At 68.3% G+C, this 23,545-nt stretch carries 21 protein-coding genes; 15 read left to right on the top strand and 6 right to left on the bottom strand.

The window, feature by feature from the left end; translation table 11 throughout:
- Nucleotides 1-75: 75 nt before the first annotated feature.
- The 5 genes from OG758_RS12555 to OG758_RS12535 all read left to right on the top strand — a co-directional run bounded on the left by OG758_RS12555 (nucleotide 76) and on the right by OG758_RS12535 (nucleotide 5,257).
- Nucleotides 76-990 (top strand): SDR family NAD(P)-dependent oxidoreductase, encoded by a 915-nt coding sequence (locus tag OG758_RS12555; RefSeq protein WP_442810298.1) that lies wholly within the window; start codon nucleotides 76-78, stop codon nucleotides 988-990.
- Between the two features lie 19 nt (nucleotides 991-1,009).
- Entirely contained in the window at nucleotides 1,010-1,882 is an 873-nt protein-coding gene (locus OG758_RS12550) for an amidohydrolase family protein (RefSeq protein WP_279349020.1), read from the top strand.
- Nucleotides 1,883-2,207: 325 nt separating this feature from the next.
- The gene (locus tag OG758_RS12545) at nucleotides 2,208-3,692 is read left to right on the top strand and encodes an acyl-CoA synthetase (protein WP_326710066.1); all 1,485 of its coding nucleotides are present in this window, start codon (nucleotides 2,208-2,210) and stop codon (nucleotides 3,690-3,692) included.
- 14 nt (nucleotides 3,693-3,706) lie between these two features.
- Nucleotides 3,707-4,171 (top strand): MaoC family dehydratase, encoded by a 465-nt coding sequence (locus tag OG758_RS12540; protein WP_227298509.1) that lies wholly within the window; start codon nucleotides 3,707-3,709, stop codon nucleotides 4,169-4,171.
- A 150-nt stretch (nucleotides 4,172-4,321) separates the two neighbouring features.
- Complete coding sequence (locus OG758_RS12535; protein ID WP_326710065.1) at nucleotides 4,322-5,257, top strand: PaaX family transcriptional regulator; 936 nt, start codon at nucleotides 4,322-4,324, stop codon at nucleotides 5,255-5,257.
- A gap of 39 nt (nucleotides 5,258-5,296) precedes the next feature.
- Here OG758_RS12535 and OG758_RS12530 read toward each other — a convergent pair whose 3' ends face one another.
- From OG758_RS12530 to OG758_RS12510, 5 genes are all read right to left on the bottom strand, one after another.
- Entirely contained in the window at nucleotides 5,297-6,499 is a 1,203-nt protein-coding gene (locus OG758_RS12530) for a cytochrome P450 (protein WP_326710064.1), read from the bottom strand.
- Nucleotides 6,496-7,530, bottom strand: a complete 1,035-nt coding sequence (locus OG758_RS12525) for a PaaX family transcriptional regulator (protein ID WP_227298512.1) — start codon at nucleotides 7,528-7,530, stop codon at nucleotides 6,496-6,498. The genes OG758_RS12530 and OG758_RS12525 overlap by 4 nt, the downstream gene beginning before the upstream one ends.
- Nucleotides 7,530-8,783: a CaiB/BaiF CoA transferase family protein gene (locus OG758_RS12520; RefSeq protein WP_326710063.1), complete on the bottom strand. Its 1,254-nt coding sequence runs from the start codon at nucleotides 8,781-8,783 to the stop codon at nucleotides 7,530-7,532. The genes OG758_RS12525 and OG758_RS12520 overlap by 1 nt, the downstream gene beginning before the upstream one ends.
- Before the next feature lie 242 nt (nucleotides 8,784-9,025).
- The gene (locus tag OG758_RS12515) at nucleotides 9,026-10,327 is read right to left on the bottom strand and encodes a 2-hydroxyacyl-CoA dehydratase family protein (RefSeq protein WP_326710062.1); all 1,302 of its coding nucleotides are present in this window, start codon (nucleotides 10,325-10,327) and stop codon (nucleotides 9,026-9,028) included.
- Nucleotides 10,324-11,472 carry a 2-hydroxyacyl-CoA dehydratase family protein gene (locus tag OG758_RS12510; RefSeq protein ID WP_326710061.1) on the bottom strand — a complete coding sequence of 383 codons (1,149 nt, stop codon included), beginning with the start codon at nucleotides 11,470-11,472 and terminating at the stop codon, nucleotides 10,324-10,326. Before OG758_RS12510 ends, OG758_RS12515 begins: the two co-directional genes overlap by 4 nt.
- 412 nt (nucleotides 11,473-11,884) lie before the next feature.
- Here OG758_RS12510 and OG758_RS12505 point away from each other — a divergent pair, with 412 nt between their 5' ends.
- From OG758_RS12505 to OG758_RS12485, 5 genes are all read left to right on the top strand, one after another.
- A complete protein-coding gene (locus OG758_RS12505; protein ID WP_326710060.1) occupies nucleotides 11,885-13,072 on the top strand; it encodes an ABC transporter substrate-binding protein in 1,188 nt (395 codons plus the stop codon).
- 34 nt (nucleotides 13,073-13,106) lie between these two features.
- Entirely contained in the window at nucleotides 13,107-13,946 is an 840-nt protein-coding gene (locus tag OG758_RS12500; RefSeq protein WP_326710059.1) for a branched-chain amino acid ABC transporter permease, read from the top strand.
- Nucleotides 13,931-15,727 carry a branched-chain amino acid ABC transporter ATP-binding protein/permease gene (locus OG758_RS12495; protein ID WP_326710058.1) on the top strand — a complete coding sequence of 599 codons (1,797 nt, stop codon included), beginning with the start codon at nucleotides 13,931-13,933 and terminating at the stop codon, nucleotides 15,725-15,727. Before OG758_RS12500 ends, OG758_RS12495 begins: the two co-directional genes overlap by 16 nt.
- Nucleotides 15,727-16,419, top strand: coding sequence for an ABC transporter ATP-binding protein (locus tag OG758_RS12490; protein WP_326710057.1), 693 nt, complete (start codon nucleotides 15,727-15,729; stop codon nucleotides 16,417-16,419). The genes OG758_RS12495 and OG758_RS12490 overlap by 1 nt, the downstream gene beginning before the upstream one ends.
- Before the next feature lie 318 nt (nucleotides 16,420-16,737).
- Nucleotides 16,738-17,967 (top strand): cytochrome P450, encoded by a 1,230-nt coding sequence (locus OG758_RS12485; RefSeq protein WP_326710056.1) that lies wholly within the window; start codon nucleotides 16,738-16,740, stop codon nucleotides 17,965-17,967.
- Between the two features lie 248 nt (nucleotides 17,968-18,215).
- Here OG758_RS12485 and OG758_RS12480 read toward each other — a convergent pair whose 3' ends face one another.
- Nucleotides 18,216-18,659: a MarR family winged helix-turn-helix transcriptional regulator gene (locus OG758_RS12480; RefSeq protein ID WP_326710055.1), complete on the bottom strand. Its 444-nt coding sequence runs from the start codon at nucleotides 18,657-18,659 to the stop codon at nucleotides 18,216-18,218.
- Nucleotides 18,660-18,772: 113 nt separating this feature from the next.
- On the opposite strand from OG758_RS12480, the gene OG758_RS12475 reads away from it, so the two are divergent.
- The 5 genes from OG758_RS12475 to OG758_RS12455 all read left to right on the top strand — a co-directional run bounded on the left by OG758_RS12475 (nucleotide 18,773) and on the right by OG758_RS12455 (nucleotide 23,373).
- Nucleotides 18,773-19,330, top strand: a complete 558-nt coding sequence (locus tag OG758_RS12475; protein ID WP_326710054.1) for a quercetin 2,3-dioxygenase — start codon at nucleotides 18,773-18,775, stop codon at nucleotides 19,328-19,330.
- Nucleotides 19,327-20,214, top strand: a complete 888-nt coding sequence (locus OG758_RS12470) for an alpha/beta hydrolase (protein ID WP_326710053.1) — start codon at nucleotides 19,327-19,329, stop codon at nucleotides 20,212-20,214. Before OG758_RS12475 ends, OG758_RS12470 begins: the two co-directional genes overlap by 4 nt.
- Nucleotides 20,215-21,299: 1,085 nt before the next feature.
- Nucleotides 21,300-21,551 (top strand): hypothetical protein, encoded by a 252-nt coding sequence (locus tag OG758_RS12465; protein WP_326710052.1) that lies wholly within the window; start codon nucleotides 21,300-21,302, stop codon nucleotides 21,549-21,551.
- Between the two features lie 263 nt (nucleotides 21,552-21,814).
- Nucleotides 21,815-22,378 (top strand): hypothetical protein, encoded by a 564-nt coding sequence (locus OG758_RS12460; RefSeq protein WP_326710051.1) that lies wholly within the window; start codon nucleotides 21,815-21,817, stop codon nucleotides 22,376-22,378.
- Nucleotides 22,379-22,707: 329 nt separating this feature from the next.
- Nucleotides 22,708-23,373: a hypothetical protein gene (locus OG758_RS12455; protein ID WP_326710050.1), complete on the top strand. Its 666-nt coding sequence runs from the start codon at nucleotides 22,708-22,710 to the stop codon at nucleotides 23,371-23,373.
- Nucleotides 23,374-23,545 lie beyond the last annotated feature (172 nt).

Genomic DNA, 23,545 nt, shown 5'->3' with positions numbered 1-23,545 from the left:
AGCCCATTGACAGGATTCCTGTTGATCGAAAAACTGGCGCTTGCCAGGAATCCTGTCAATGAAGGGTTGGTAGTCATGGACTTGATCGGGAAGGTCGCCGTCGTCACCGGCAGTGGACGCGGGCTGGGTCTCGCATATGCTCGGGCGCTCGCCGCGTCAGGAGCCTCCGTTGTCGTCAACGACGTGGAGGAGGAGGCGGTCGAGGCTGCGGTCAAGGCCGTGGAAGCGGCCGGCGGCAAGGCTGTCGGTGTGACGGCTGCCGTCGGTGGCACCGGCGCGGCCGAACAGCTGGTCTCCGCGGCGGTGGAGCATTTCGGGCGGCTGGACGTCCTCGTCACCAATGCCGGCATCTTGCGCGACCGGGTGTTGTGGAAGATGACCGACGACGACTTCGACGACGTCGTGCGTGTTCATATGCGCGGCACCTTCACCTGTGCCCGAGCAGCAGCTGTGCGGATGCGTGAGCAGGGTGAGGGCGGACGCATCATTCTGATCGGCTCGCCTGCGGGGCAGCGCGGGAACTTCGGACAGACCAACTATGCGGCGGCCAAGGCGGGCATCGTGGCCATGGCGCGCACGTGGGCCATGGAACTGGCCCGGGCCCAGATCACCGTAAACGCCGTCGTCCCGGTCGCTGCCACCGAGATGACCAAGACCATTCCGGTCTTCGCGCCCGCCATCGAAGAGGCTGAACGTACCGGTGCGCCCCTGCCGGACTGGATGCGCAAGGACGAAGGGCTCGGCACGGTCGACGACGTCACCGGGCTCGTCACCTTCCTCGCCTCCGACGCCTCCAGCGGTGTGACCGGCCAGGCCATCGGCGTCGGCGGAGACCGCCTCGCACTGTGGTCCCATCCCAACGAGAAGGCGGTGATGCTGCGTGACGGCGGCTGGTCCGCCGAGGAGATCGCCCATGACTGGGTCGGCGGCATCGGGGCGGAACCGGAGAGCTGCGGCATCCCCGCCCCCCAGCCGCCGACGGGCGCCTGACATGCCCTCGTCCACCGCAATCGACCCGGAGCAGCTCACCGCGATCGACGTGCACACGCATGCGGAGGTGTCGCGGACGGGGCATCCCTCGCTCAGTCCTGAACTCATGGCCGCCTCCGAGAAGTACTTCGCGGCACACGGACACCGCCAGCCCACCATCGACGAGATGGCGGAGTACTACCGGCAGCGCCGGATGGCTGCCGTCGTCTTCACGGTCGACGCCGAGCACGCGCTGGGGCACCCGCCGATCCCGAACGAAGAAGTCGCCGAGAGCTGCGCGGACCATGCGGACGTTCTCATCCCGTTCGCCTCGATCGACCCGTGGCGGGGCAGTGCGGGTGTGCGCCAGGCCCGGCGTCTCGTTCACGAGCACGGCGTACGGGGGTTCAAGTTCCACCCGAGTCTGCAGGGCTTCTCGCCGGACGACCGGCTGGCCTACCCCCTGTACGAGGCCATCGAGGAACTGGGCGTGCCCGCCCTCTTCCATACCGGTCAGACCGGTATCGGCGCTGGTGTGCCGGGAGGCGGCGGTATTCGCCTGAAGTACTCCAATCCCATGCTCATCGACGACGTGGCGGCCGACTTCCCGGGCCTGCGCATCATCCTGGCCCATCCGTCCTTTCCGTGGCAGGACGAGGCTCTGGCCGTTGCGACGCACAAGCCGAACGTCTTCATCGACCTGTCCGGCTGGTCCCCGAAGTACTTCCCGCCGCAGCTCGTCCGGTACGCCAACACCCTGCTGAAGGACAAGGTGCTCTTCGGGTCGGACTATCCGGTGATCACTCCGGACCGGTGGTTGAGCGACTTCGACAAGCTCGATATCAAGCCTGAGGTACGGCCGCGCATCCTCAAGGACAATGCGGCGCGACTGCTCGGTCTGGTTCAGGACTGACCGCCGTCTGTTGTCTCCGGCGCACCGTGCCGGAACCCTGTCGCGGTACGGGCCGCTGTCCGACCGGTTCGCGAGCGGGGGCTCCTTAGGTCTCGCCGCACGTGTTGAGGCGACGGCAGGAATTCCTCGGCAACGTCGAGGCGTGGCGTGACCGGCCGTGTCATGCCCGGCGTAGCAGGCGACGGGCTGCCCTGCGGAGCCCCGCCGGGAACCGTGGCCACCGGCTCCCGGGCCAAAGGTTTATCCGACACTCCCGAGCCGTCCGTCTTCTCCACTCCCTTCTTGGCCGGCTCGTCCGATCACATCCGAAAGGCACGGCACCCGCATGCGCAACCACGGCATCGGATCCTGGACCGCGCGACGCGCCCGTAAGTCTCCGGACCGCCTGGCTCTCGTCCACGGCGCCACCCGGCGCACCTACGCACAACTCCACGACCGCACCACGCGCCTGGCTCACCACTTGCGCAGTCTTGGTGTGCGCCCCGGCGATCGCGTCGCGTTCCTGGGACCCAACCACCCCGCCTTCCTCGAAACGCTCTTCGCCAGCGGCCAACTCGGTGCCGTCTTCTTGCCCCTCAACACCCGGCTGGCGCAGCCGGAGTTGCGGCACTGTCTGACAGACTCCGGGGCCAGTGTCCTGGTGCACTCGCCTTCCTACGAGGCGTTCGCGGCTTCCAGCGGTGTTCGGCAGACCGTCAGCGTGGACGAAAGCCTGGAGGAGGCCCTCGCCCGCTCCTCGGACGCGCCGCTCGATCTCGTGGTCGGCCTTGAGGACAACGCGATGATCCTCTACACGTCGGGCACCACCGGCCGCGCCAAAGGGGCCGTGCTGACCCACGGAAACCTCATCTGGAACAGCTTCAACACCCTGGTCGACGGCGACTTCGTCACCGGGGACGTGACCCTGCTGTCCGCTCCGCTGTTCCACACCGCGGCACTGAACATGACCAGTCTGCCCACCGTCCTGAAGGGCGGCACCCTGGTCATCGAGGAACAATTCTCAGCGAGCCGTACCCTCGACCTCGTCGAAAGGCACCGGGTCTCCGTGTTGTTCGGGGTGCCGGCCATGTTCCAGCAGATCGCCGCCGAACCCCGGTTCGTCGAGGCCGACCTGTCGTCGTTGCGCATGCTGCTGTGCGGCGGCGCGCCGGTTCCCGAAGGCTTGGTTCGCGTCTACCAGCAACGCGGTCTCGGTTTCATCCAGGGCTACGGCATGACGGAGTCCTCGCCTGGCGTCTGCTTGCTCGACGCCGAGCACGCCCTGGACAAGACCGGTACGGCAGGTCTGCCGCACTTCTTCAGTGACATCCGTGTCGTTGATGCCGACGGCAACGATGCCGCACGCGGTGAACTGCTGGTCGAGGGACCCAACGTGATGAGTGGGTACTGGAATCTGCCCGCCGAGACCGCTGCTGCCTTTCACGACGGCTGGTTCCGCTCCGGTGATGTCGTGGCCACCGACGAGGACGGGTACGTCACCATCGTCGACCGCGTGAAGGATCTGATCATTTCGGGCGGGGAGAACATCTATCCCGCCGAGGTCGAAAAGGTTCTCTACGACCACCCGGCCGTCGTTGACTGCGCCGTCATCGGTGTCCCGGACGAGACGTGGGGCGAAGTGCCCCGCGCGGTCGTCGTCCTCGCCCCGGCCTCCGAGGCGACGGCCGACGACATCATCGCCTCTCTCGACGGGCGCTTGGCCCGATACAAGATCCCCAAGTCCGTCGTCTTCGCCGATGTACTGCCCCGCAGCGGCGCCGGAAAACTACTCAAGCGCCGTATCCACGAACAATTCGGCACATCCAACTGAAGGAGCTCCCCGTCATGACCGCCCTGCGCACCGCCACCGGACTCGACGAGATCAAGGCCCTGGCGGGCACCGGCCTCGACCGTACCGAGTGGCTTGAGATCACCCAGGAAAGGGTGAACACCTTCGCCGACGCCACCGGTGACCACCAGTGGATTCACACCGATCCCGCTCGTGCCGCCGACGGGCCCTTCGGTGGCACCATCGCTCACGGCTACCTGACCCTGTCCCTGATCATTCCCCTTTTCAACCAGTTGCTGACCATCCAGGGCACCTCGATGAGCATCAACTACGGCCTCGACAAGGTGCGTTTTCCGCACCCCGTGAAGGTGGGCGCCAAGGTGCGTCTGCACGGCGTGGTCGACTCGGTCGAGGACGTCAAGGGCAACGGCGTGGAAATGCGCCTGACTTTCACCATTGAGATCGACGGTGCGGACAAGCCGGCCTGCGTCGCACAGGCCATCTACCGTCACTACGCGTAGCACCCTGCCGGTGGGAGGAGCGTGCCCCGGGGCCGCGGGCGGGAGGCGGCGACACCGGCCCGGGGCTCCTCCCACCCTGTCCGCCGATCTACCACCAGCCCTGTCTCCACCGTCGCCAGGCCGCGAGGGGCGGGGTACTAAGCTGGAGCGATGCCGGAGAAGAACCCGTCGATCGAGGCGCTTGTGCTGCGCCGCGCACAGGAGGGGTCCGTCCTCCCACGCCAGCAGACCGGGGCGTCTCCGCAACGGCTGCTGACCACGTTGCTGGGCGAGCACTGGCTGGACGCCCCGGCGGCTCTGTCGATGAGTACGGTCATCACCCTGCTGGCGGAGTTCGGTATCAGCGAGACGAGCGCACGAGCGACCGCGAACCGGCTCGTCAAGCGGGGAGTGCTGGAGACCGAGCGGTCCGGGCGCCAGTCCTACTTGCGGCTGAGCGCGATCGGCTGCGAGGACACCCGGCACAAGACCGCGAGCATCGTGCGTTTCGGCTCGTTGCAGCCGGACTGGGACGGCCTGTGGACGCTGGCTGCCTTCAGCATTCCGGAACAGCAGCGCCACGTCCGCCACCGGGTACGCAGCTATCTGAGGTGGCTCGGGTTCGCGCCGCTGTTCGACGGGCTATGGGTTTCGGCGCACGCCGATCCGGCGGCTCTCGAGCCGATCTTCCGGGCCGCGGGAGTGGACAACTTGACGATCTTCAGGGCCGAGGAGGCAGGGGAGACCCTGCCGCTGGCGGCGTGGAACCTGAGCGACGTAGCCGCGGCTTACCGGACCTTCGTCGCCGACCACCAGCAACTGGCGGTACGGCTGACGGCGGGAGAAGTGAACCCCAGCGCCGCCCTGGCCGACCGGCTCCAGGTCTTGGACGCCTGGCGTACCTTTCCGGGAATCGACCCGGACCTACCGGACGAACTGCTTTCCCCCGACTGGCCCCGGACAACGGCGCGGTCGCTGTTCGTGTCCCTGTACGACGGGCTCGCGCCTCTCGCAGAGCTGCGATTCCGGCAGCTCATCGCCGTCCACGACGGTGCGGTGGCCGAACAAGCCGGCCACCGAACTACCGCCGACTGGGCAGCCGGATAAGAACGGAGCGGCGCGCGGTGAGGCGGTCAGCACCCACTGTTAGGCAGGAGTGAGCTGCAACTCGGCCGAGACAATGCCCAGTTCAGGCATCCTGGCGCCCTCGCGCTCACCGACGGCGGTGAACGACGTTGTACGGGACAGGAGTTCCTCAAGCGCGATCCTCAGCATCGTCCGCGCCATGGGTGCCCCGGGGCAGCGGTGCCGTCCCCGGCCGAAAGCGAGATGCCCAGCGATGTTCGCCCGATCGATCCGGAACGTGTCGGGATCGTCGAAGACCGCGGCGTCCCGGTTCGCTGACGCGTACGCGAGCGTGACGGGCTCCTCCGGGCGGATGGTGCGACCCAGAATCTCCACGGGCGCGGACGGGGTGCGTGCGAACCCCCGATAAGGCGCGTAGAGCCGTAGAAACTCCTCCAGGGCGTCCGGAATCAGCTCCGGACGTGAACGCAGCCGTTGCTGCAATTCCGGGTCGTCCGCAAGATGGACGGCGATCGACCCGAGGATGATCGGTGGTGCCACCATCCCGACCACGAGCGACTGACGGAGCGCCCCGACCACGTGCTCCGGGTCCAGCGGCACGCCGTCGATGCGTTCCGACAGAAGAGAACTCGCGGGATCCTCGTCGACAGGACGGGGATTGCGCCGCCGATCGGCAACCAGCTCGCGCGCCATGTCGTACAGCTTCTGACTCGTCGAGTTGACGATGTCCTTGTCCTGGCTGCGCCAGGCCTGCACCCACCGGGCCGACGTCTCGGCGAGCAGCGGAGCCACGTCCGGCGTGAGGTTGAGCCACTCGGTCGTGGTCCACGCAGGAAAACGGGTGCCGAACTCCTGCGCAATGTCACCGTGGCCACGGTCGAGCAGCGGCTGGAGTTCCTTGCCGGCGTGCCGGCGCAGCCGCGGCATCAACCGCTGCAGCCGGTCACGCTGCAGCGTCCTCTCCAGCGCCCGGCGGTACGGAGTGTGCGCGGGTGCATCGAAGTTCAGCGGAGGTCTGCGCAGCCCACGAGGATCACTGGGGACGACGGCTTTGACCGACGAGATGAAGGTACGGTCGTCGAGCGCCGCCGCACGAACCTCCCGGTACCGCGTCAAGGCCCAGAAACCACCGTAGGAACTGCTGTGCGCGACGGGGCATTCGGCCCTCAGCCGACGGTACATGGCGTGCACGCGGTCCGGTGCGTTGTCGGCCGTCGGGTCGAAGTCGTCCGGCTTGTCGGGGCAGGGGTCCACGGCAGTCATGGGTGGGTCCGATCGCTGGTTGGCCGGCCGGGAAGGAGTCGGGGGGAGCGGCGACGCTGCATCGCCTGGCTGCCCAACCCGAGCAGCTGATCTGTGGAGCGGTACTCGATGTACTCGGCGAGTTCCGGCGTGTACCGGCCCACGATCTGCCGGACCCGGAGCGCAGCCAGGGGGCCGAGGGCGTCGTAGACCTCGACATAGATGGTGCGGGCGTCTTTCCGGGGCCATTCGCGTGGCAGCAGGTTGGCGGGGAGATCCGGGTCGATACCGGGGAACGTGCGCCAGCTGTCCATGATCCTCGTGCGGGCGAGCAGCGCCTGGGCAGCGCTCACTTCTCCCTCACGGACCTGGTCGCGCAGCGGGCCGTAGGCCGTCACGAAACGTGCGTAGGTCGCCTCGACCTCGTCGAGATCCCAGGCGTCGACCGGTCGACGGGGCGACCCCGGCTGCTCCGCCGCGCGGAAGACGGTGACGTCCCGGATCCCGAGGCGGTCCAGCTCGTGCCGGGCCTGAGCGGCTACCGGGCGGGACGACACCCAGGTGCCGTCGTAGAGCGGGGCGAAACCCAGCCAGCGCAGTTTCGAGCGCACCGCGTGGCGCAGATCCCGTTCCCTCTCGTTGAGCGAGAAGAGGGCGAGGGTCCACTGCCCGTCCCACGATCGGTCGCCTTGTCCGAAGGACACGAATTCGTATGCGCCGGCCATGAGTACTTCCGCGGCGCCCGGCGCGAAGCCGTAATAGGTGTAGCGCCCCACTCTGGTCGAGGCGAGCACGCCGCGCCGGGCCAGCCGGTTCAGCGCCGCGCGGGCGGCGGCGGGACCGATGTCGAACTCGCCGAGCAGAGCCACGAGCGCCGCCGACGGCAGGTGCTCAGTGCGCCCCGCCCAGTAGTCGCCCAGCAGGGTCGTCAACAGGTGCTGAGACGACGAGCCCGCCTGGGGACGGGGCAGATGCGGGCCAGGGGCCCCGGCGGTCGGAACCACGTCGCCCGACTGTGCCGAGCCGGTGGGTCCAAGGGCAGCAGACGTCATCAGATGGCTCCATCAGCGACGAGCCCGTCGATCTGCTCCGCGGAGTAGCCCAGCAGCTCGCGGTAGACGAGCCGGCTGTCTTCACCGAGGTGGGGGACACCGTCGGCGAAATCGGTACGGGAGCGGGACATGTGAACGGGCATGCCGCTGCCGATCAATCCGTCCGCAGTGCCGTAGGCGGGATGGTGGAGCGCAACGGTGTCGCCGCGGCTGAGCAGCGACGCGTCGCTGACGGCCTCGGCGGGTTCCCTGACCGGGGCGCATGGGACACCGTGGGCCTCCAGAGCGGCGATCACTCGGTCCTGTGGGTGCTTGCGTGACCACTCCTCGATCAGGGCATGGAACTCGTCGGCATGAGCCACCCTCGCGTCACGGGTGGTGAACCGCCCGTCGGCCAGGAGCTCGGGGCGCCCCAGAGCCGTCAGCACTCCCCGCGCGAACTTGTCCTCCGGTGCGCAGATGGCCACCCAGCCGTCGGCGGTCTCGAACACCCCGAACGGCGCCAGCCGCGGCATGAACCTGCCGTTGCGGCCGGACAGGCCGAGCCGGGTCAGCAGGTGCGACTGCTCGCCGGCGACCAGCGCGGTGAGCGAGCCGAGCATGGAGACGTCGACATGCTGGCCGATCCCGGTTGCCTCCGCCTGCCGCAGAGCGCCCAGGACGCCGATGACCGCGTAGAGCGGTGCGGACAGGTCGCCGATGGGAAACCCCACGCGGACCGGCGGGTCACCCGGGCTGCCGGACGTCATCATGGTTCCGGACAGCGCCTGCACGATCGCGTCCATCGCCTTGCCGGTCCCCGGCTCGCCGGCCTGCCCGAAGCCGCTGATCGAGCAGTACACGATGCGGGGGTTGATCTCGGCGGCGGCCGCGTAGCCGACGCCGAGCCGGTCGGCAGTGCCACGGCTGTAGTTCTCGACGACGACGTCCGCCTGCCGTACCAGGTCCGCGAAGACCTCGCGGCCGGCCGGGTGCTTCAGATCGAGCGTCACGCTCTCCTTGCCCCGGGTGCGTTCGAGGGTCCCCAGGGAAATGTCGTCGTCGTGGCGGCGCTGCATCGTGAGTCCGTCGCGGCCGAAGTAGGGCGCGTTGTTGCGGACCCGGTCACCGCCTCGTGGGTTCTCGACCTTGATGACCCGTGCCCCAAGCCCGGACAGCAGGAGGGTTGCATAGGGACCGGCCAGCGCGATGGTCAGGTCGATGACGGTGATGCCTTCGAGCGGTCGGGGAAGTTCGGCGGTCTGTGCGGACATGAGTACCTCGACGGTATGCGGGGACAGCAGATGGTCGGACTGATGGTTCGACGGCAGGGCCGTGCCAGGGAACGCCGGGACCGGTACGCGGCAGGCGGCACCGACTCCCGGCCTTGGCGATGTGCGTGCTCGCCCTCCGGGCCGAGCCCGCGGCGTCAGTTCGCCCGCAGAGCAGGAGCGGGTCGCTGCAGGGGCGGGAGCACCGTTTGGAGGCCGTTGCGGCGAGGTGGGGAGGGGCACGTTCAGCCGGTGCCCTTCTCCTGGGCGCGACGGCGAGCGGCGACCGGTTCCACCCGGGTTTGGATGAACTCCGAGACCTCTGCCTGCACGGCTTGGGCATCCCAGCCCCGGGAGTCGCCACTGTCGCCGCCGATCTGAAGCACCGGCACCCCGGCCGCCTCCAGGGCGCGGTTGACGAAGTAGGTTCCCCGGCGATCGGTGCCCGCCATATGGACCGCGCCGTCGATGCGGTTGTGCACCGCCTCCTTGGCGTACCATTCCGCCGCCCACGGCGGTGCGTTGATCATGTCGGGGAACGCTGCGAACCTGCCAGCCAGGGTGCGCAGCGGATCGTCGCCGTGGCGGATGTAGCCGTCGGCCGCGATCGCGAGGTACATCGACCACACGAAGACCGCGCCGTATACCTCCTGGAACCAGGTGTAGAAGCCCATGTCGAACCAGAGGCCGGTCCCCACCCACATGAGCCGGATGCGCTCGTCGGGGCAGGGGGCCGCTCCCGTATCCACCCGGTCGCGTACCTCGTGGTAGAAGGTACGGGCCGCGTCACGTGCCCACACCGTCCCGCGGTGCCACTGGGGGATCATGACGCTGGGGATGCTGTCACTGATCGTGATGGGGGCCGGGCTGGTGCGGGCGATGAGGTCGCGAGCTGCCCGGTTCCACAGTTGCTGCTCGTTGACCAGAGCCATCACCTCACGGAAACGCTCCTCGTCGAAGACACGACCGGTGACCATCTCCAGATGCTTGACCGCACCGGTCAGTTCTGCGGTCATCAGGTCGATGCGCGCAGTGCCGATCAACGCTTCCCAGTCGTCCTCGATCCGCTCCCACCAACGGGGGTCCTGGTGGTTCGCGATGGTGCGCTCGAAGGGCAGGAAGACGGCGCCATGTTCGCGTTCCCAGACCTCGAAGACCTTGCGCAGGGCGTCCCCCGTCGTCTCGGCGAGCACCAGAGAGATGGGGGGCAGACCACCCCACGGGGGATCCTCGTCGAAGGTGCTCGCCAGCGCCAGGGTGTTGTACGCCTCCTGGTCGGCGGGGTATCCGCGGTCCGCAAGCAGACGCAAGTAGCGGCCGGATTTCTGCTTGGCCGCGCAGACCGACGCCCACCACTGGTTGACCACGTACGGAATGTCGAGCGCGCGCAGGATCTCCTGCGGGGCGTCGGCGTTGACGAGTGCGACCGGGTCGCCGTCCGCGGCACGCTGTTTCAGGTCGGCGAACCACTGCCGTTGATAGGCCGTGGCCGCGCTTGCGGAGGGCAGCACCATCCGGTTGCGCCGGCCGATGGCATCGGCCGTCACCGGGTCACCCCAGCGGCGCGGGCCGGTCGGCGCAGCGCCGGTTCCAGCAGTGAGCGCACGTTCTCGTTCCTTTCTTCGCCGTACCTCTGAGCAGGGACGGCGAACATCGGGATCCCGACGGCTTGCAGGGCCGCGCGCTGGGCCGGGACGTCCCACGGCGGCGCGTCGTCATGGCAGCGGGCCCAAGCCACCACCAGGTCCGCGCCGCACGCGGCGGCCATGCGCGCCGTCTGCGCGGCGCGTACAGCGGCGCTGTGACCCGCGGCGGCGGGCGCTTGCAGGGCCCCGGCCCGGACGAGAGCACTGCGGATGTCGTACGCGGGTCCGACGCTTGCCTCGCCGGCGAGGGCTCCCCAGCTGTGGTCCTCGCCGACGATCACGCAGCCCAGCGACTCGATGGCCTCGTAGGCATCCGGATGGTCGTGATCGCAGCCGGTCAGGAATACGCGAGTGCCCGGCAGCGCCGGCAGCCGGCCGGCGTCGTCGATCAGCCGCTTCACGGCCTCGCACCAGTGCTCGGGCGTCGTGAGGAAAGCCGCTCCGATCACCGCCAGGGCCTGGGCTCCGGTCAGGCGCGGGCCACCGGGGCCGCTGCGCAGCCGGGTGCCGACCGTCCGGATCAGCTCCCGCACACGGTCGTGGAGTTCGGCGGCGGTCCGCAGCCGGTCGTCGGTGACGGGCCGGCCGGCCCAGCTGCTGATCTCCTCGACCAGCTGGTCAAGGCGCGTCCGGTTGTAGGCGGCCGAGGTTCGCTGCGGGAGGTGGACGAGGTCGAAGAACGTGAACCGGGGCACCGTGGCGCGGGGCTGAAGACGCTGGATCTCCCGCAGGTACAGAAAGAGCCGCACGGAGCCTTCGGTGTCGGCGGACATCACGAGACCAGCGGTCCTTGCGGCGTCGCCCTCGAGGAGACGGGCGAGTTGCGACACCGCAAGCCGGTCGATTCCAGGCCCGCAGTACGGCTCGGCTGCCTCGTGCCGATCCGGGCGGCCAGCCAGCCGGAACGGGACGAATCCCGCGGCGGTGAGCACCTCGGCGGGCACGTCCGCACCGACGCAGGCGACCACGGGGCGGCTTTGCACCTCGGCGGGCAACGCGTCGTTCCGGGACTCGTAGACCGTGAGGAGATGCTGCAGTGATCTCAACGTCCGCCACCTCTCATGTACTGCTTCCGGTGAATTTAGCCGGTCGCGATGAGCAACATATGCAGCGACGATCCGGAAGGCAAGTATCTTGTGTCGAGGTTAGATCCCGCTCAACGCCGCGTATGTATGGGCGTTTTGAGGTTGCATGTACACCCCTGTGCCGCGTCAGTGACCAAAGAGTTGTGCCGCAATATGAGACACATTCATTGACACTCGGCAACGTACTTTCTATGTTTCACGTCACGTTCCAGCGCTACGACGGAGTGCGCCATCTCCTGTGGTCAGGCCCAGGCCACCCCTACCTGCCCGGGCTTCCGTTGTTTGCCGCGGTCGCCTCCCGTGCACACCGCACGACCTGTCCGCCGAGGCCGACATGGCAACGGCATCCAGCAATCCCCCGAGGAGACAGCCGATGGCCCGACTCATCCGACACGGACGGCGACCGATCGCCGTGCTTGCCATGTCGAGCGCCATGGCGCTCGTCCTGTCCGCCTGCGGAACGCACCCGTCGGCCGGTTCGCCGAGCGGCTCCGCCGACTCGTACAAGGTTGGCTTCATCCTGCAACTGTCCGGAGCGGGTTCCGTCTACGCGGACCACGCCCAAGCCGGCAGCAAGGCCGGCTTCGAAGATGTCAACAAGCACAACAAGGCCGGCGTCCGCTTCACCTCCATGGTGGCCGACGCAGGTGCGGACGCACGCAGCGCCAACACCGCCTGCAGCCGGCTCATCCAGCAGCAGAAGGCACAGGCGATCGTCGCCTTCATACCGGGCCCGCAACTGCTGGCCTGCAACGCCCTCGCGAAGCGGCTCGACATCCCGCTGGTGAGCCTGTCGTCCGGTGCAGGCAACATCTGCGCCTGGAACCTCACGAGCCTCGGGCTGGTGCCCAACCAGCAGACACTGCCCGCCATCGACGAACTCGTCGCCGAGGGCAAGAAGAGGTGGTACTTCCTCGGCGCCAACTACTCCACGCCGAAGGCCTCCATCGGGACGGCCAAGGAGCATCTGACCAAGCTGGGCGGCACCGTCGTCGGTACCGCTTACGAGCCCAGCGGCACCGCCGACTTCTCCCAGGACATCGCCAACATCGTCAAGGCCCGCCCCGACGTTGCCTTCCTCAACGTGATCGGTGACGACGACGTCGCCCTTCAGAAGCAGTGGGCGGCCGACCCGCGTACCAAGGGCATCACGCGGGTGGACGTGCTACTCGGCGAGGGCACCGCCAAGGCCTTGGGCGCCGCCGCCGAGGGAATCTGGTCGTCCAGCATCTACTTCGCCGCCATCAAGGGAAGCGGCAACGACGCCTTCAAGGATCTGGCCGAGCGAAGCGGTCTCAAGGGCGCGCCGGACGTCAACGCATATGTGTCGTACATGCAGGTGCAGGCACTCGCCGCCGCGGTCAAGCAGTCCGGGGCCGATGGGCGGGACGTCGTCAAGGCGCTCCGGCACACAGACATTGACGGCCCGGTCGGCGCCCTCAAGTCCATGAACTCCTTCAGCTACCAGCCGGTGTACCTGGCGCAGGCGCGGTCCGACGGCACCTTCACCATCCGCAAGAAGTCCGACCCGATCCCCCCGAAGCTTGCCTGCCAGGGCTGACGGACGACTCGGCAACGACCTCAAGGAGAGTCAAGTGACGCTCTTGTTCGACGTCCTGACAGCAGTCGGGATCCTCACCATCGTCGTCCTGGGCCTGGCCATCGTGCTGGGCGTACTGGATGTCATCAACCTCGCGCACACCGGCTTCATGGCGGTCGGCGTCTATGCCTCAGTGATTACGCACCGGGCGGGCTGGCCGTTCTGGATCGGCATCCTGGCCGGTGCCGCCGCCGCGGCGGTCACCGGGCTCGTCGTTGAAGGCCTGGTCATCCGACGCCTCTATGACCGCCCCCTGGAGACGATTCTTGCCACCTGGGGCATCTCTCTGATCGTCATTCAGGCCCTGACGCTGGGATTCGGACATGACAACCAGGCGGTCGGCCAGCCAATGGCCACGGCGACGTCCGTCGCCGGAACGCCGTACCCGACCTACCGGCTCCTGCTGATCCTGCTGGCAGCCGCGCTGGTCGTGGCGCTGGCACTGCTGATGCGTTTCACCAGGGTCGGCCTGACTATTCGCATGGTGCAGTCCAACCAGCACCTCGCCCGTGCGCTCGGTATCCGGGTCGCGCTCATCCGAGCCGTCACGTTCGTCGTCGGCTGCGCGCTCTCCGGCTTCGCCGGCGCCGCCCTGGGCCCCACCCAGGCAGTCACCCCCAACTACGCGCTCTCCCTGGTGGCCACCGGGTTCCTTGCGGTGCTGCTTGCCGGCGGAAGGCTGTCCGGTGTCGTGACCAGCTGCCTCGTCCTCGGGGTGGTGCAGATTCTCTTTGCGCATTGGGCCAGCCCCGTCTACAGCTCCACGGCGGTCATTGCGGTCGCCGTCGTTCTCCTGCGTATCCGACCCGAGGGGTTGACATGGCGTCACGCCTGACCTTCAACGGCCGACTCTCGGCCGCCGGCGCACTTGTCGCCGTGCTCGTGTTCGTGGTGCTCGGCCAGGTCGTCGGTGAATACGACGTAAGCCTGCTCACCGTCGCCTTCATCTACGGCATATCCGCCGTCAGCCTCGACCTCGTCTGGGGTTACGTCGGCGCGCCCGATCTAGGACACGGCCTGTGGTTCGGCATCGGCGCCCTCACGGTGGGTGCCATGACCACGACGACCGACAGCACCGGTCTAGTCATCTCGGTACAGGACGAGCCCTGGCGCTACGCCGTTGCCCTGCTCCTCGGCATCGCCATCGCCGCCGCGGTCGCCGGCGTGGTGGGGCGCTTCGCCTTCTCGGCCAAGGGATCCCCGTTCTACATCGCGGTCGTCACCCTGGCCCTGACCACCGCTGCCACCACGCTCTACTCACAATTCCCCACCGTCACCGGTGGCGAGAACGGACTGTTCGGCTTCAACCCCCTCACGATCACCACCCGCGCCTGGTACTACCTCACCCTGGCGGCGCTCGTGCTGGTCACCGCGGGTGCGCTCATCCTGGTCCGCAGCGATGTCGGCCTGCTGCTGCGGGCAGTCAGGGACAACGAGGTTCGCACCCGCTACCTCGGCTACAACGTGGAGAACGTCAAGACCGTGACGTTCATGGGCGGCGCGGGCCTGGCCGCCTTCGCGGGTGGGCTGATGGCGCTCGCCACCGGACTGGTGGCCGCCGACCTCTTCACCTTCCTGTTCGCCACGCAGATGATGGTGTGGGTGGCGGTCGGCGGACGCGCCACCATCATCGGCCCGGTGATCGGCGCCATCGGCCTGCAACTGCTCGGAGCGCGCCTGTCGGGGAGCTTCCCCACGCAGTGGTCGCTGATCCAGGGCCTGCTGTTCGTGCTCGTCGTGGTGTTCACGCCCAGCGGCATCCTGCCGCCGCTCACCCGCGCGTTCGGCCGACTGCTGAGACGAGATGCCCGGGCCGACGAGCGCGAGATCGTCCCCGAGACCACCGCACCCCCACCGCTCCCGGACAAGTCACCCGTCATCTCGGTTTCCGGCCTGGAGTTCGGATACGGGAGCCTTCAGGTGCTGCGTGGTGTGGACCTGAAAGTGCAGCGGGGCGAACTGCTCTGTGTCGTCGGCCCGAACGGAGCCGGCAAGTCGACGCTGGTGTCCGTGCTCGCCGATGGCAACCTGTCCGCCCGGGGCACCGTGCACTACGACCTCGGCGCACACACTGTGGACCGCCGTCCCCCGGCGCACCGCCTCGCGCGCCGGGGAGTGAGCCGCAAGTTCCAGTCGCCGCAGCTGTTCGAAAGCCTTTCGGCGGCCGAGACGGTCCTGCTCGCCCGCAAGGCTGGCAGACTGCCTTCCTTCTGGCGACGGAGCCGACGCATCCCCACCTCTCCAGCGGTGCTCGACGTTCTTGAGGCCATGGGCCTGCAGGGGCGGGACCATGAGAAGAGCACGTCGCTGGCACACGGGCTCAAACAGGGACTGGAGATCGCCGCCTCGGTTGCCTCCCGCCCCCAGGTGCTGCTGCTCGACGAACCCACCGCCGGGCTCACCCACAACGAACGGGCGGTCGTGGGAACGGTGTTGCAACGCCTTGCAAGGGGAGGTATGACGATCATCCTCATCGAGCACGACCTGGACTTCGTCAACCGGATCGCCGACCGTGTTGTCGTCCTGCACGAGGGCCGGATCATCGAGGACGGCACTCCCGCCGAGGTCAGCAACTCCGATGTGGTCCGTGAGGCCTACCTCGGGACGGTGGCGTGATGAAGCTGACGGCACTGGGCATCGAATCCGGTTACGGATCCGCCACCGTCCTCAGGGGGGTGGATCTGACCGTGGGCAACGGCGAGGCCGTCGGAGTCGTCGGCCGCAACGGCATGGGCAAGACAACGCTGCTCGAGACGCTCCTCGGCTTCATCCGGCCGACCGCGGGCACGGTGCATCTCGGCGGGGAGGACATCACCGGCCGGCTGCCGGAACGGACCGTGGGCCGAGGCGTGGCCTATGGCCCGCAGGACGAGCCGGTGTTCGCGGCGCTGAGCGTCGAGGAGAACATCGTCGCCGCCAAGGCCGGGCGCATCGACCTCAAGCGGCGATCGACCGTCCTCGAACTCTTCCCTGTCCTGGGCACGCGTCTGCGTCAGCGCGCCGGCACCCTGTCCGGGGGCGAGCAGAAGATGCTCGTTCTTGCCCGCGCCCTGCTTGCCGACCCCACGCTCATCGTCCTGGACGAGATCACCGCGGGTCTGCAGCCGTCGATGGTGGACACCGTGGTCAGCGCCCTGCGCTGGGAACGCCAGGAACGCGGCACCGGCATCCTGCTCGTCGAGCAGAACATCGACGCGACCCTGGGAGTGTGCGACCGGGTCGCGGTCATGAAGCTCGGCCGCCTGGTGGCCGAGGAACCCGCCGCAGAGGAGGCTCGGGAGCACTTGCTTCGCCTGCTGGCACCGTGACGTGCAGGCATGGCACGGCCATCCGCAGTGCCGGGGAGGTGCCGGCACTGCTCCGTCGTCGCGCAGCGTCCGAATGACCTGTCCCCTTCCCGTACCACCGGCGACCTGAGCCGCTGCTGGCCCGCGAGTCCCCGAACCGGCTCCACGGATGACGTTCGATGGAGTGCGGCCTGATCCACCGCCGTGCGTCCGACAGCGTCGCGCACTCCGGGACACCCGACGGCTCTGCCCCTCAGCCGGGACTGCCGTGCGGCGTGTCGGGTCGGAGCCCTGCCCCGACCCGTCTGATTCCGCACCAACCTGTCCTCAAGGAGGACCGTGAACCACAGCCCCCGCAACAACCATTCAAGCGCCGACGAGAGCCGCCGCGACGCCCACGACTTCGATCCCGTGCGGCCAGGCGAGACCTTCACCAGCGCCCACGAGGAGTTCGCTGGGCTGCGGGCCCGCTGCCCGATCGCCCGCAGCCAGGAGTACGGCGGGTTCTGGGCGCTGCTGGGCTACGACGACGTGCTCTCGGTGATCACGGACATCGAGCACTTCACGACGTCACAACAGAACGCAATACCGAAGTTCGCGTTCACCGGGGTGCGGCCACCGCTGCATCTCGACCCGCCGGACCACATGGCGTACCGGCGCGTCATCAACAAGTTCTTCACCCCGCCGAAGATGCGTGACCTTGCCCCCAAGGTCCGCTCCGCAGCAGTCGAACTCCTCGCCCCGCTCATCGACCGGGGCTGGACGGACGTGTGCAAGGACTACGCGCACCAGTTCCCCGCCCACGTCTTCGCCCACTTCTTCAACCTGTCCGTCGAGACCTCGACCCTGATCAAGCAAGTCAGCGGCACCTACGTCGACGCCATCCAGGTCCTCGACCACGAGACGGTGAAGAAGCTCAGCCGACGGCTGTACGAGATCGCCCAGTCAGTCATCGACGAGCGACGGGCCCATCCGCACGATCCCGAAGAGGATCTCACCGCTGCGCTGCTCGACGCCGAATACCAGGGCGCGCCACTGCCCGCCGACATGGTGCTCGGCTGCGTCCGGCAGCTCATCGTCACCGGGATGGTGGCGCCCAGTGTCTTCATCGGCAACATGTTCGTGCACCTGAGCCAAGACCAGGAGCTGCAGGATCACCTGCGCGACCGGCCGGAGGACATTCCCGCCGCGGTGGAGGAGTTCCTTCGGCTCTATTCGCCCTACCGGGGCATGGCCCGCACAGCGCGTGAGGACGTGAGGCTGGGCGGGCAGCTCATTCGCAAGGACGACCCCGTGGCGCTCGTCTACACCTCGGCGAACCGGGACCACCGAGTGTTCCCCGACGGAGACGCCTTCGTCCTGCACCGGCCCAACATCGCCAGGCACATCTCCTTCGGCCGAGGCACGCACAGCTGCCCCGGAGCGCCCCTCGCCCGGATGATGATGATCACGACACTGGAAGAGGCCCTCACCCGCAGCGCCGGCTTCCAACTCGCCGGATCTCCCGAAATGGCCATATGGGCCGAGTGGGGTACCCGTTCCGTTCCGCTGGATTTCGTCCGCGCCTGAGCCCGGATCCACCGGCTGATCTCGGGGGTGGGAATTTCGAGGTTGTGAGGGATGTGTCGGGATCGCGTCGCGGATTCAGGCATGGGGTGGGCTGGTCTGCCCAGCTCTTCCACTTGTCCTGTGGGGCTCGCCCTTTCGAACCCGGAACGGTTCAGTGATCAGCAACGCCGCCAGTCGGTGCAACCGGCCCATTGTCCGAGGGCGACCTCAATGCGCCGTTGACCGGGGACGGCCGCGCGGCAGCGGCCTCAATCTGATCCGGGGGAGGGTGGCTGGCCCCACTGCGCCTCCAGCGCCGTCCGCAGGGCATCGACCGTCCCCCGGCCGATCCGTTCGGCGAGCTGCTCTTCCAGCCGTTCAAGGATGACGCCGGCCTGGCGGTGCGCGCGTTCCCCATCCGGGGTACGCCGGATCAGGCGCTGCCGGGCGGAGGCGGGGTCGGGAACCTGTTCGAGCAGTCCGGCGGGGATCAGGCCGTGCACGGCCTGGTGTGCGGTCTGCCGGGTCACGCCCATGCGCCGCGCCAGCTCCGAGACCGTGGTGCCCTCGTCGTCCAGTACGGCGAAGAGCTGCGCCTGCGTCGGGGAGACCGGCGCGGCGCCGCCCGCTTCCATGGCCGCCAGCAGCCCTTCTTCGAACCAGCGCCGGGCGTCACCGAGCAGTTGGGGGAGGTTGCGGTGGGTGGATTGCATGTGTTCCTCACGGCGACAGGGGGCGGGGGCCGGGCTCGCCTCAGGGTTGCCCACCGACATTTTCCATGTCAGGCTACCTGACATTCCTGGCGGTAGCCGATCCGAGGAGACTCATGACCATCGAGTACGCCACCCGATACCGGCGGGCCTCGCGCATACCCGCCGAGGTGGGCAAGCCCTACTTCATCGAGAAGGGCGAGGGCGACCGCGCCCACCTGTTCGGTGACCTGGTCACCATCTACGCGGGCGGTGAGCAGACCGAGAACACCTTCAATTTCTTCACCGTCGAAGGCCCCAAGGGCGACCTCATCCCGGCCCACCTGCACTCGGACACCCATGAGGTCTTCTACATCGCCGCTGGCGCGGTCCGGCTGTTCGTCGAGGACACGGAGGGCAACCAGCAGGAGAAGCTGCTCACCCCCGGCGACTTCGGCTTCGTGCCCAAGAACTGCCCGCACGCCTACCGTATGGAGCGCCACCACAGCCAGGTCGTCGGCGTCGCCGCCGGCCCCGGGGGCACTTTCGAGCGGTTCTTCGAAAACCTCGGAGCGCCGGCCGAGCAACTCGGCCTGCCCACTGAGCCGGTCATCCCGGAACCCGGCAAGTTCGTGAGCATCCCCGAGCAGTACGACGTGCGTTTCCTGCCGGACCACCAGTGGCGGATCCGATGACGGCAGCCGAACCCTCGGTGCGGGAACGGATCGTCGCGCCCCACCCGGACCGGGCCCCCTTGCCGCCCGCCGATGAGAGGGAGCCCGGCGTGCGCGAGCTGCGCGGCGTGCCCTACGGCGTCGTCGAGGGCGGCCGTCCGTTGGAGTTGGACCTGTGGTTGCCGAAGGCCGACCAGGCGGGGCCTGTTCCGCTGGTGCTGTTCGTGCACGGCGGCGCCTGGCGTCGGGGGCGACGCGATGACATGGGTCCGTGCATGCGTTCCTGGGTTCCGGGGCCTTTCGCGCGCATCGCGTCTGCGGGCTTCGCTGTGGCCTGTGCCGACTACCGGCTCAGCGGCGAGGCCACGTTCCCCGGCGCGCTCGACGATCTGCGCGCCGCGCTGCGCTGGCTCACCCTGCGCTCCGCGGAACTGGACATCGACACCGAGCGGACGGTGGTGTGGGGGGAGTCCGCCGGCGGACACCTCGCCTCACTCCTCGCCCTGACACACACCGCCCCGTCACCGGCCGGTGCGGTGATCTGGTACGCCCCGAGCGACCTGACCACTGCACGGGGCTGCTTCGCTCCCGAAGACCCCGCCACGCCCGAGGCCCTGATGCTCGGCGCGGCCCCGGCCACGGTCCCGCAGCGCGCCCGCGCGGCCAGCCCTCTCGCCCAGGTCCGCCCCGGTGCGCCACCGTTCCTTCTCGTCCACGGCGACGAGGACACCTTGGTGGCCTGCTCCCACAGCGAATCTCTCGGCGCGGCATTGGAGCAGGCTCAGGTGCCGACCTGGCTATGGAAAGTCACGGGCGCCGACCACGGCTGGTGCCAGCTGCCTGATGCCCAAGTCGAGGAAATTTTCAACCGATCCCTGGCCTTCGCTCGTCACCTAGTCACCTAGTCACCTCGCGACCGGGAGGGCGAGTGGAGTGTGAGGGCCAAGGGCTGTCTCGCAAATGATCTCCGGTGCGGTCGGGGCGTGGTCGGTGGCGGTGGTGACCGCTCGCCTGTCACGCGAGGTTGAGGTTGTGCAGGCGGGCAATGCCGCGCAATCGAGGTGGGCTGCGAACATTGTGCGTGCCCGCAGCCCGATATCGGCGTCATGGGCACGCAGCGTTTGCGCGATCCGCATCTGCGCCACAGGTAGGCCGCCATTTGTTTCTCGAACCCGATGAGCCGATGGGCCAGTTCTTCCACCTGTCCCGCTCGAAAATACGATTCTCGGCTGTGGCCTGGACGTTTGTTGATCCTGGCGACGCGGCGTCGACTGCCCTGCGACGATCTGCAGATGTCGCTGTCGGTCGTCGCCGCGCTGGTCCGGAATCTGATCGCGGTGCCCGTGCCGTGCTGCGCAGCCGCGTGGCCAAGATGCGGAAGTGTTGGCGCTACAACATGAGAACGCGGTGTTGCGCCGTCAGATCGCCCGGGCCCGCTACCAGCCGGCCGACCGGGTCTGGCTCGCCGCACTTTCTCGGTTGATCCCTCGTGGCCGTTGGCGCCAAGTCTTCGCGGTCACTCCCACCACACTGCTGCGCTGGCACCGTCAACTCATTGTCCAAAAATGGACGTTCGGACGGACGTGCCGTCCAGGCAGACCTACCACCGCACCCATCGTCAAGCAGCTCATCCTGCGCCTGGCCCGGGACAACAGCACCTGGGGCCACCGCCGGATCCAGGGCGAACTCGCCCGCCTCGGCTACCCGATCGCGCCATCCACGGTCTGGGAGATTCTGCACGCCGCCGGCATCGACCTCGCCCCGCAACCCTCCGGCCCGACCTGGCGTCAGTTCCTCACCGCCCAGGCCCACGGGCATCCTCGCCGCCGACTTCCTGCACCTGGACACCATCTCGCTCAAGCGCCTGTACGCCCTGATCCTCCTCGAACACGGCACCCGCCGCGTCCACCTCGCTGGCATCACAGCTCACCCCACCGCCGGGTGGACCGTCCAACAGGCGAGGAACCTCGCCAGAGCACTGGACCACCGCATGGAGTCCTTGCGCTTCCTCCTACGGGACCGGGACAGCAAGTACACCGACGCCTTTGACGCCGTTTTCGAGGCCGACCACATGGAGATCCTGCTCAGCCCACCTCGGGCGCCCAAGGCGAACGCGATCTGTGAAAGGGCCGTGGGCACCCTCCGCCGCGAGCTCCTCGACCGGATCCTGATCTACGACGAGGTCCATGCTATTCGTCCGGGATCGGTGATCGGTTCGGGGACCGCGCCCATCAGGATGTAGTGCACGTAGAGACCTGCGGTCAGAAACTCCCCCACGCTATTCCGTCTTCGCTGTCCCCCTTGCCGGTTGGAACCCGCTCGCATCTGACGCCCGGGCCGGCCGCCGGATGCGCTGCTCGATCCGCCCGCGTAGCCGCCGCGGTCCAACTCTCCGTGCCTATCCAGACACGTAAAACAGGCACGAGACGGTTCGATGTCGAACCGTAAACGGGGGGGCGCAGACCGGGAACCCGTCTGCCGGTCGGCGGGCTTAGGCTTCTAGCCATGGCATCGACCCCGAACCCGACGCACCCTCCGGTCCGGTTCGAGACGGCCGAGCGTGTCTGGCGTCTCGTCGTCGACGAGGCCGACCGCGGGCGCGCCAGGCCGGAGCAGGTGCGGCTGGCGTGTGTTCTCACGCTGGCCCGGGCGACCGGCGGTCGGGCGAGGGTGGGGGAGTTGCAGCAGGTCGCCGTCGACGACGTCGACCTGGGGGCGGGCGCGGTCGGGGTTTGGCACGCGCGGCCGGGTCCGGCGGCCGGCTCCCGCTACCTGCGCATGTACCCGCTCGATGACGCTTCGTTGACGGTGCTCGGCTGGTGGCTGGAGGTCCGGAAGCGGGTGATGCATGGGCCGATCGAGGGGGACCGGGTGCGGGCGTTGTTCGTGACGGTGCGGGCCGCGCACAAGCCGGACGGCACCCTGTATCACGTCGGGATGCCGATTCACCCGCGCGGCATGCAGCAGTCGTGGGACCGGCTGGTCGGCCGGTTGAATGCCCGGCATGTCGGGGACGAGGGGTTCCCGTTGCCGCGCCGGTTCGAGCAGATGCGCCGCGCGTGGCGGTAGCTACTTCCCTCGCGTGCGGTAGTAGATCCAGATGCCTAGGACGGCGATGGCGGTACCCGTGAACGACCACCGCGTCACTTCGTCGCTGTAGGGCACCCGGGCGACAACAGGATTCACGGTCCTCCTTCGGCTGCCAGTTCATGTGGCGCGGCATGTCGCCTACCCCGCGTGTGTTGGGTCAGGTAGCTGCCTGTGATCTCCAGCGGGATGGGGTCTTCGGGACCTGTCCCATTTTTGCTATCCGAGTGTGGTGTTCTCCGGTTCTGCCTTGCTCGCAGGCGCCTGTGTGGTTGCGTGCGTGTGGCTGTCGTTGGTGAGGGACGTATGTGATGTCGTCGAAGTTGGATCTTGATGTGGCTCATCGGGTGTGCGAGGTGGCGACCGGTGGCTCCCTGCTGGCGGGTTCGTCGGTGGTGGAGGTCCGGGCGCGAGGTGTGCGTGCGGTGCTGGCGGCCCGGTTGAACATGGCAGAGATCGCACGTCGTGAACGCGACGGTGTAGCGCCATTGTTGGACGGGGCCGTTCTGGACGGGCTGATGCAGTTGCCGGCGGGCGTGCCCGTGTCTGCCTCGTCGTTGTCGCCGCGTGAGCGACTGCTGCTGCGGCATTGCCCTGCGGATGCCATGGAGTGCAGTGACGGTCAGTTGGTGCGCCGTCTGGTGAGACCACTGGAGGTGGACCTGGCCGTGGTGCGGTCCCCGAGGCCGGTGCGGGGGGCGTTGGTGCGGGCGGGCCGGTTCGGCGCCTACGCGCGGTCGACGGTGTGGCTGAATGGTCCTGTGCGCGGTCCGGAGCTGTTGGTGATGGAGGCTGCCGTGTATGGCCTGGGGGTTGTCCGGGGGTGGGTGGGCGAGACGCTGGAGTTGTTGGCGGCACCTCGGTCGGCTTCGCGGTTCGGGCATACGCCGGCGGGCTGGCTGTTCGCGGAGCAGGTGTATGCGGAGCTGATGTCTAGTCGGGCTCTCCTACCAGGCCGCCGTCCCGCAGTGTGTTGAGCAGCCGCAGGGGTCGTCTGACGCTTCGGGCCGGGCGGTTTTGCGGGTTTTGCTGTGCGCGCCGGCCCGGCGCCGGCCCTGGTACGCCAGGGCCGGCCGTCAGGCCAGGATGGTCCAGCGCTGCGGTGAGAGCTAGTCGCAGCAGTGCGGATCTCTACGTCTGCGGGCTGGG

Source organism: Streptomyces sp. NBC_01474 (genome assembly GCF_035918215.1).
Taxonomy (GTDB): Bacteria; Actinomycetota; Actinomycetes; order Streptomycetales; family Streptomycetaceae; genus Streptomyces; species Streptomyces aureus.
Note: the sequence above shows the minus strand (reverse complement) of the source record. Positions and strands in the feature narration are given on the sequence as shown.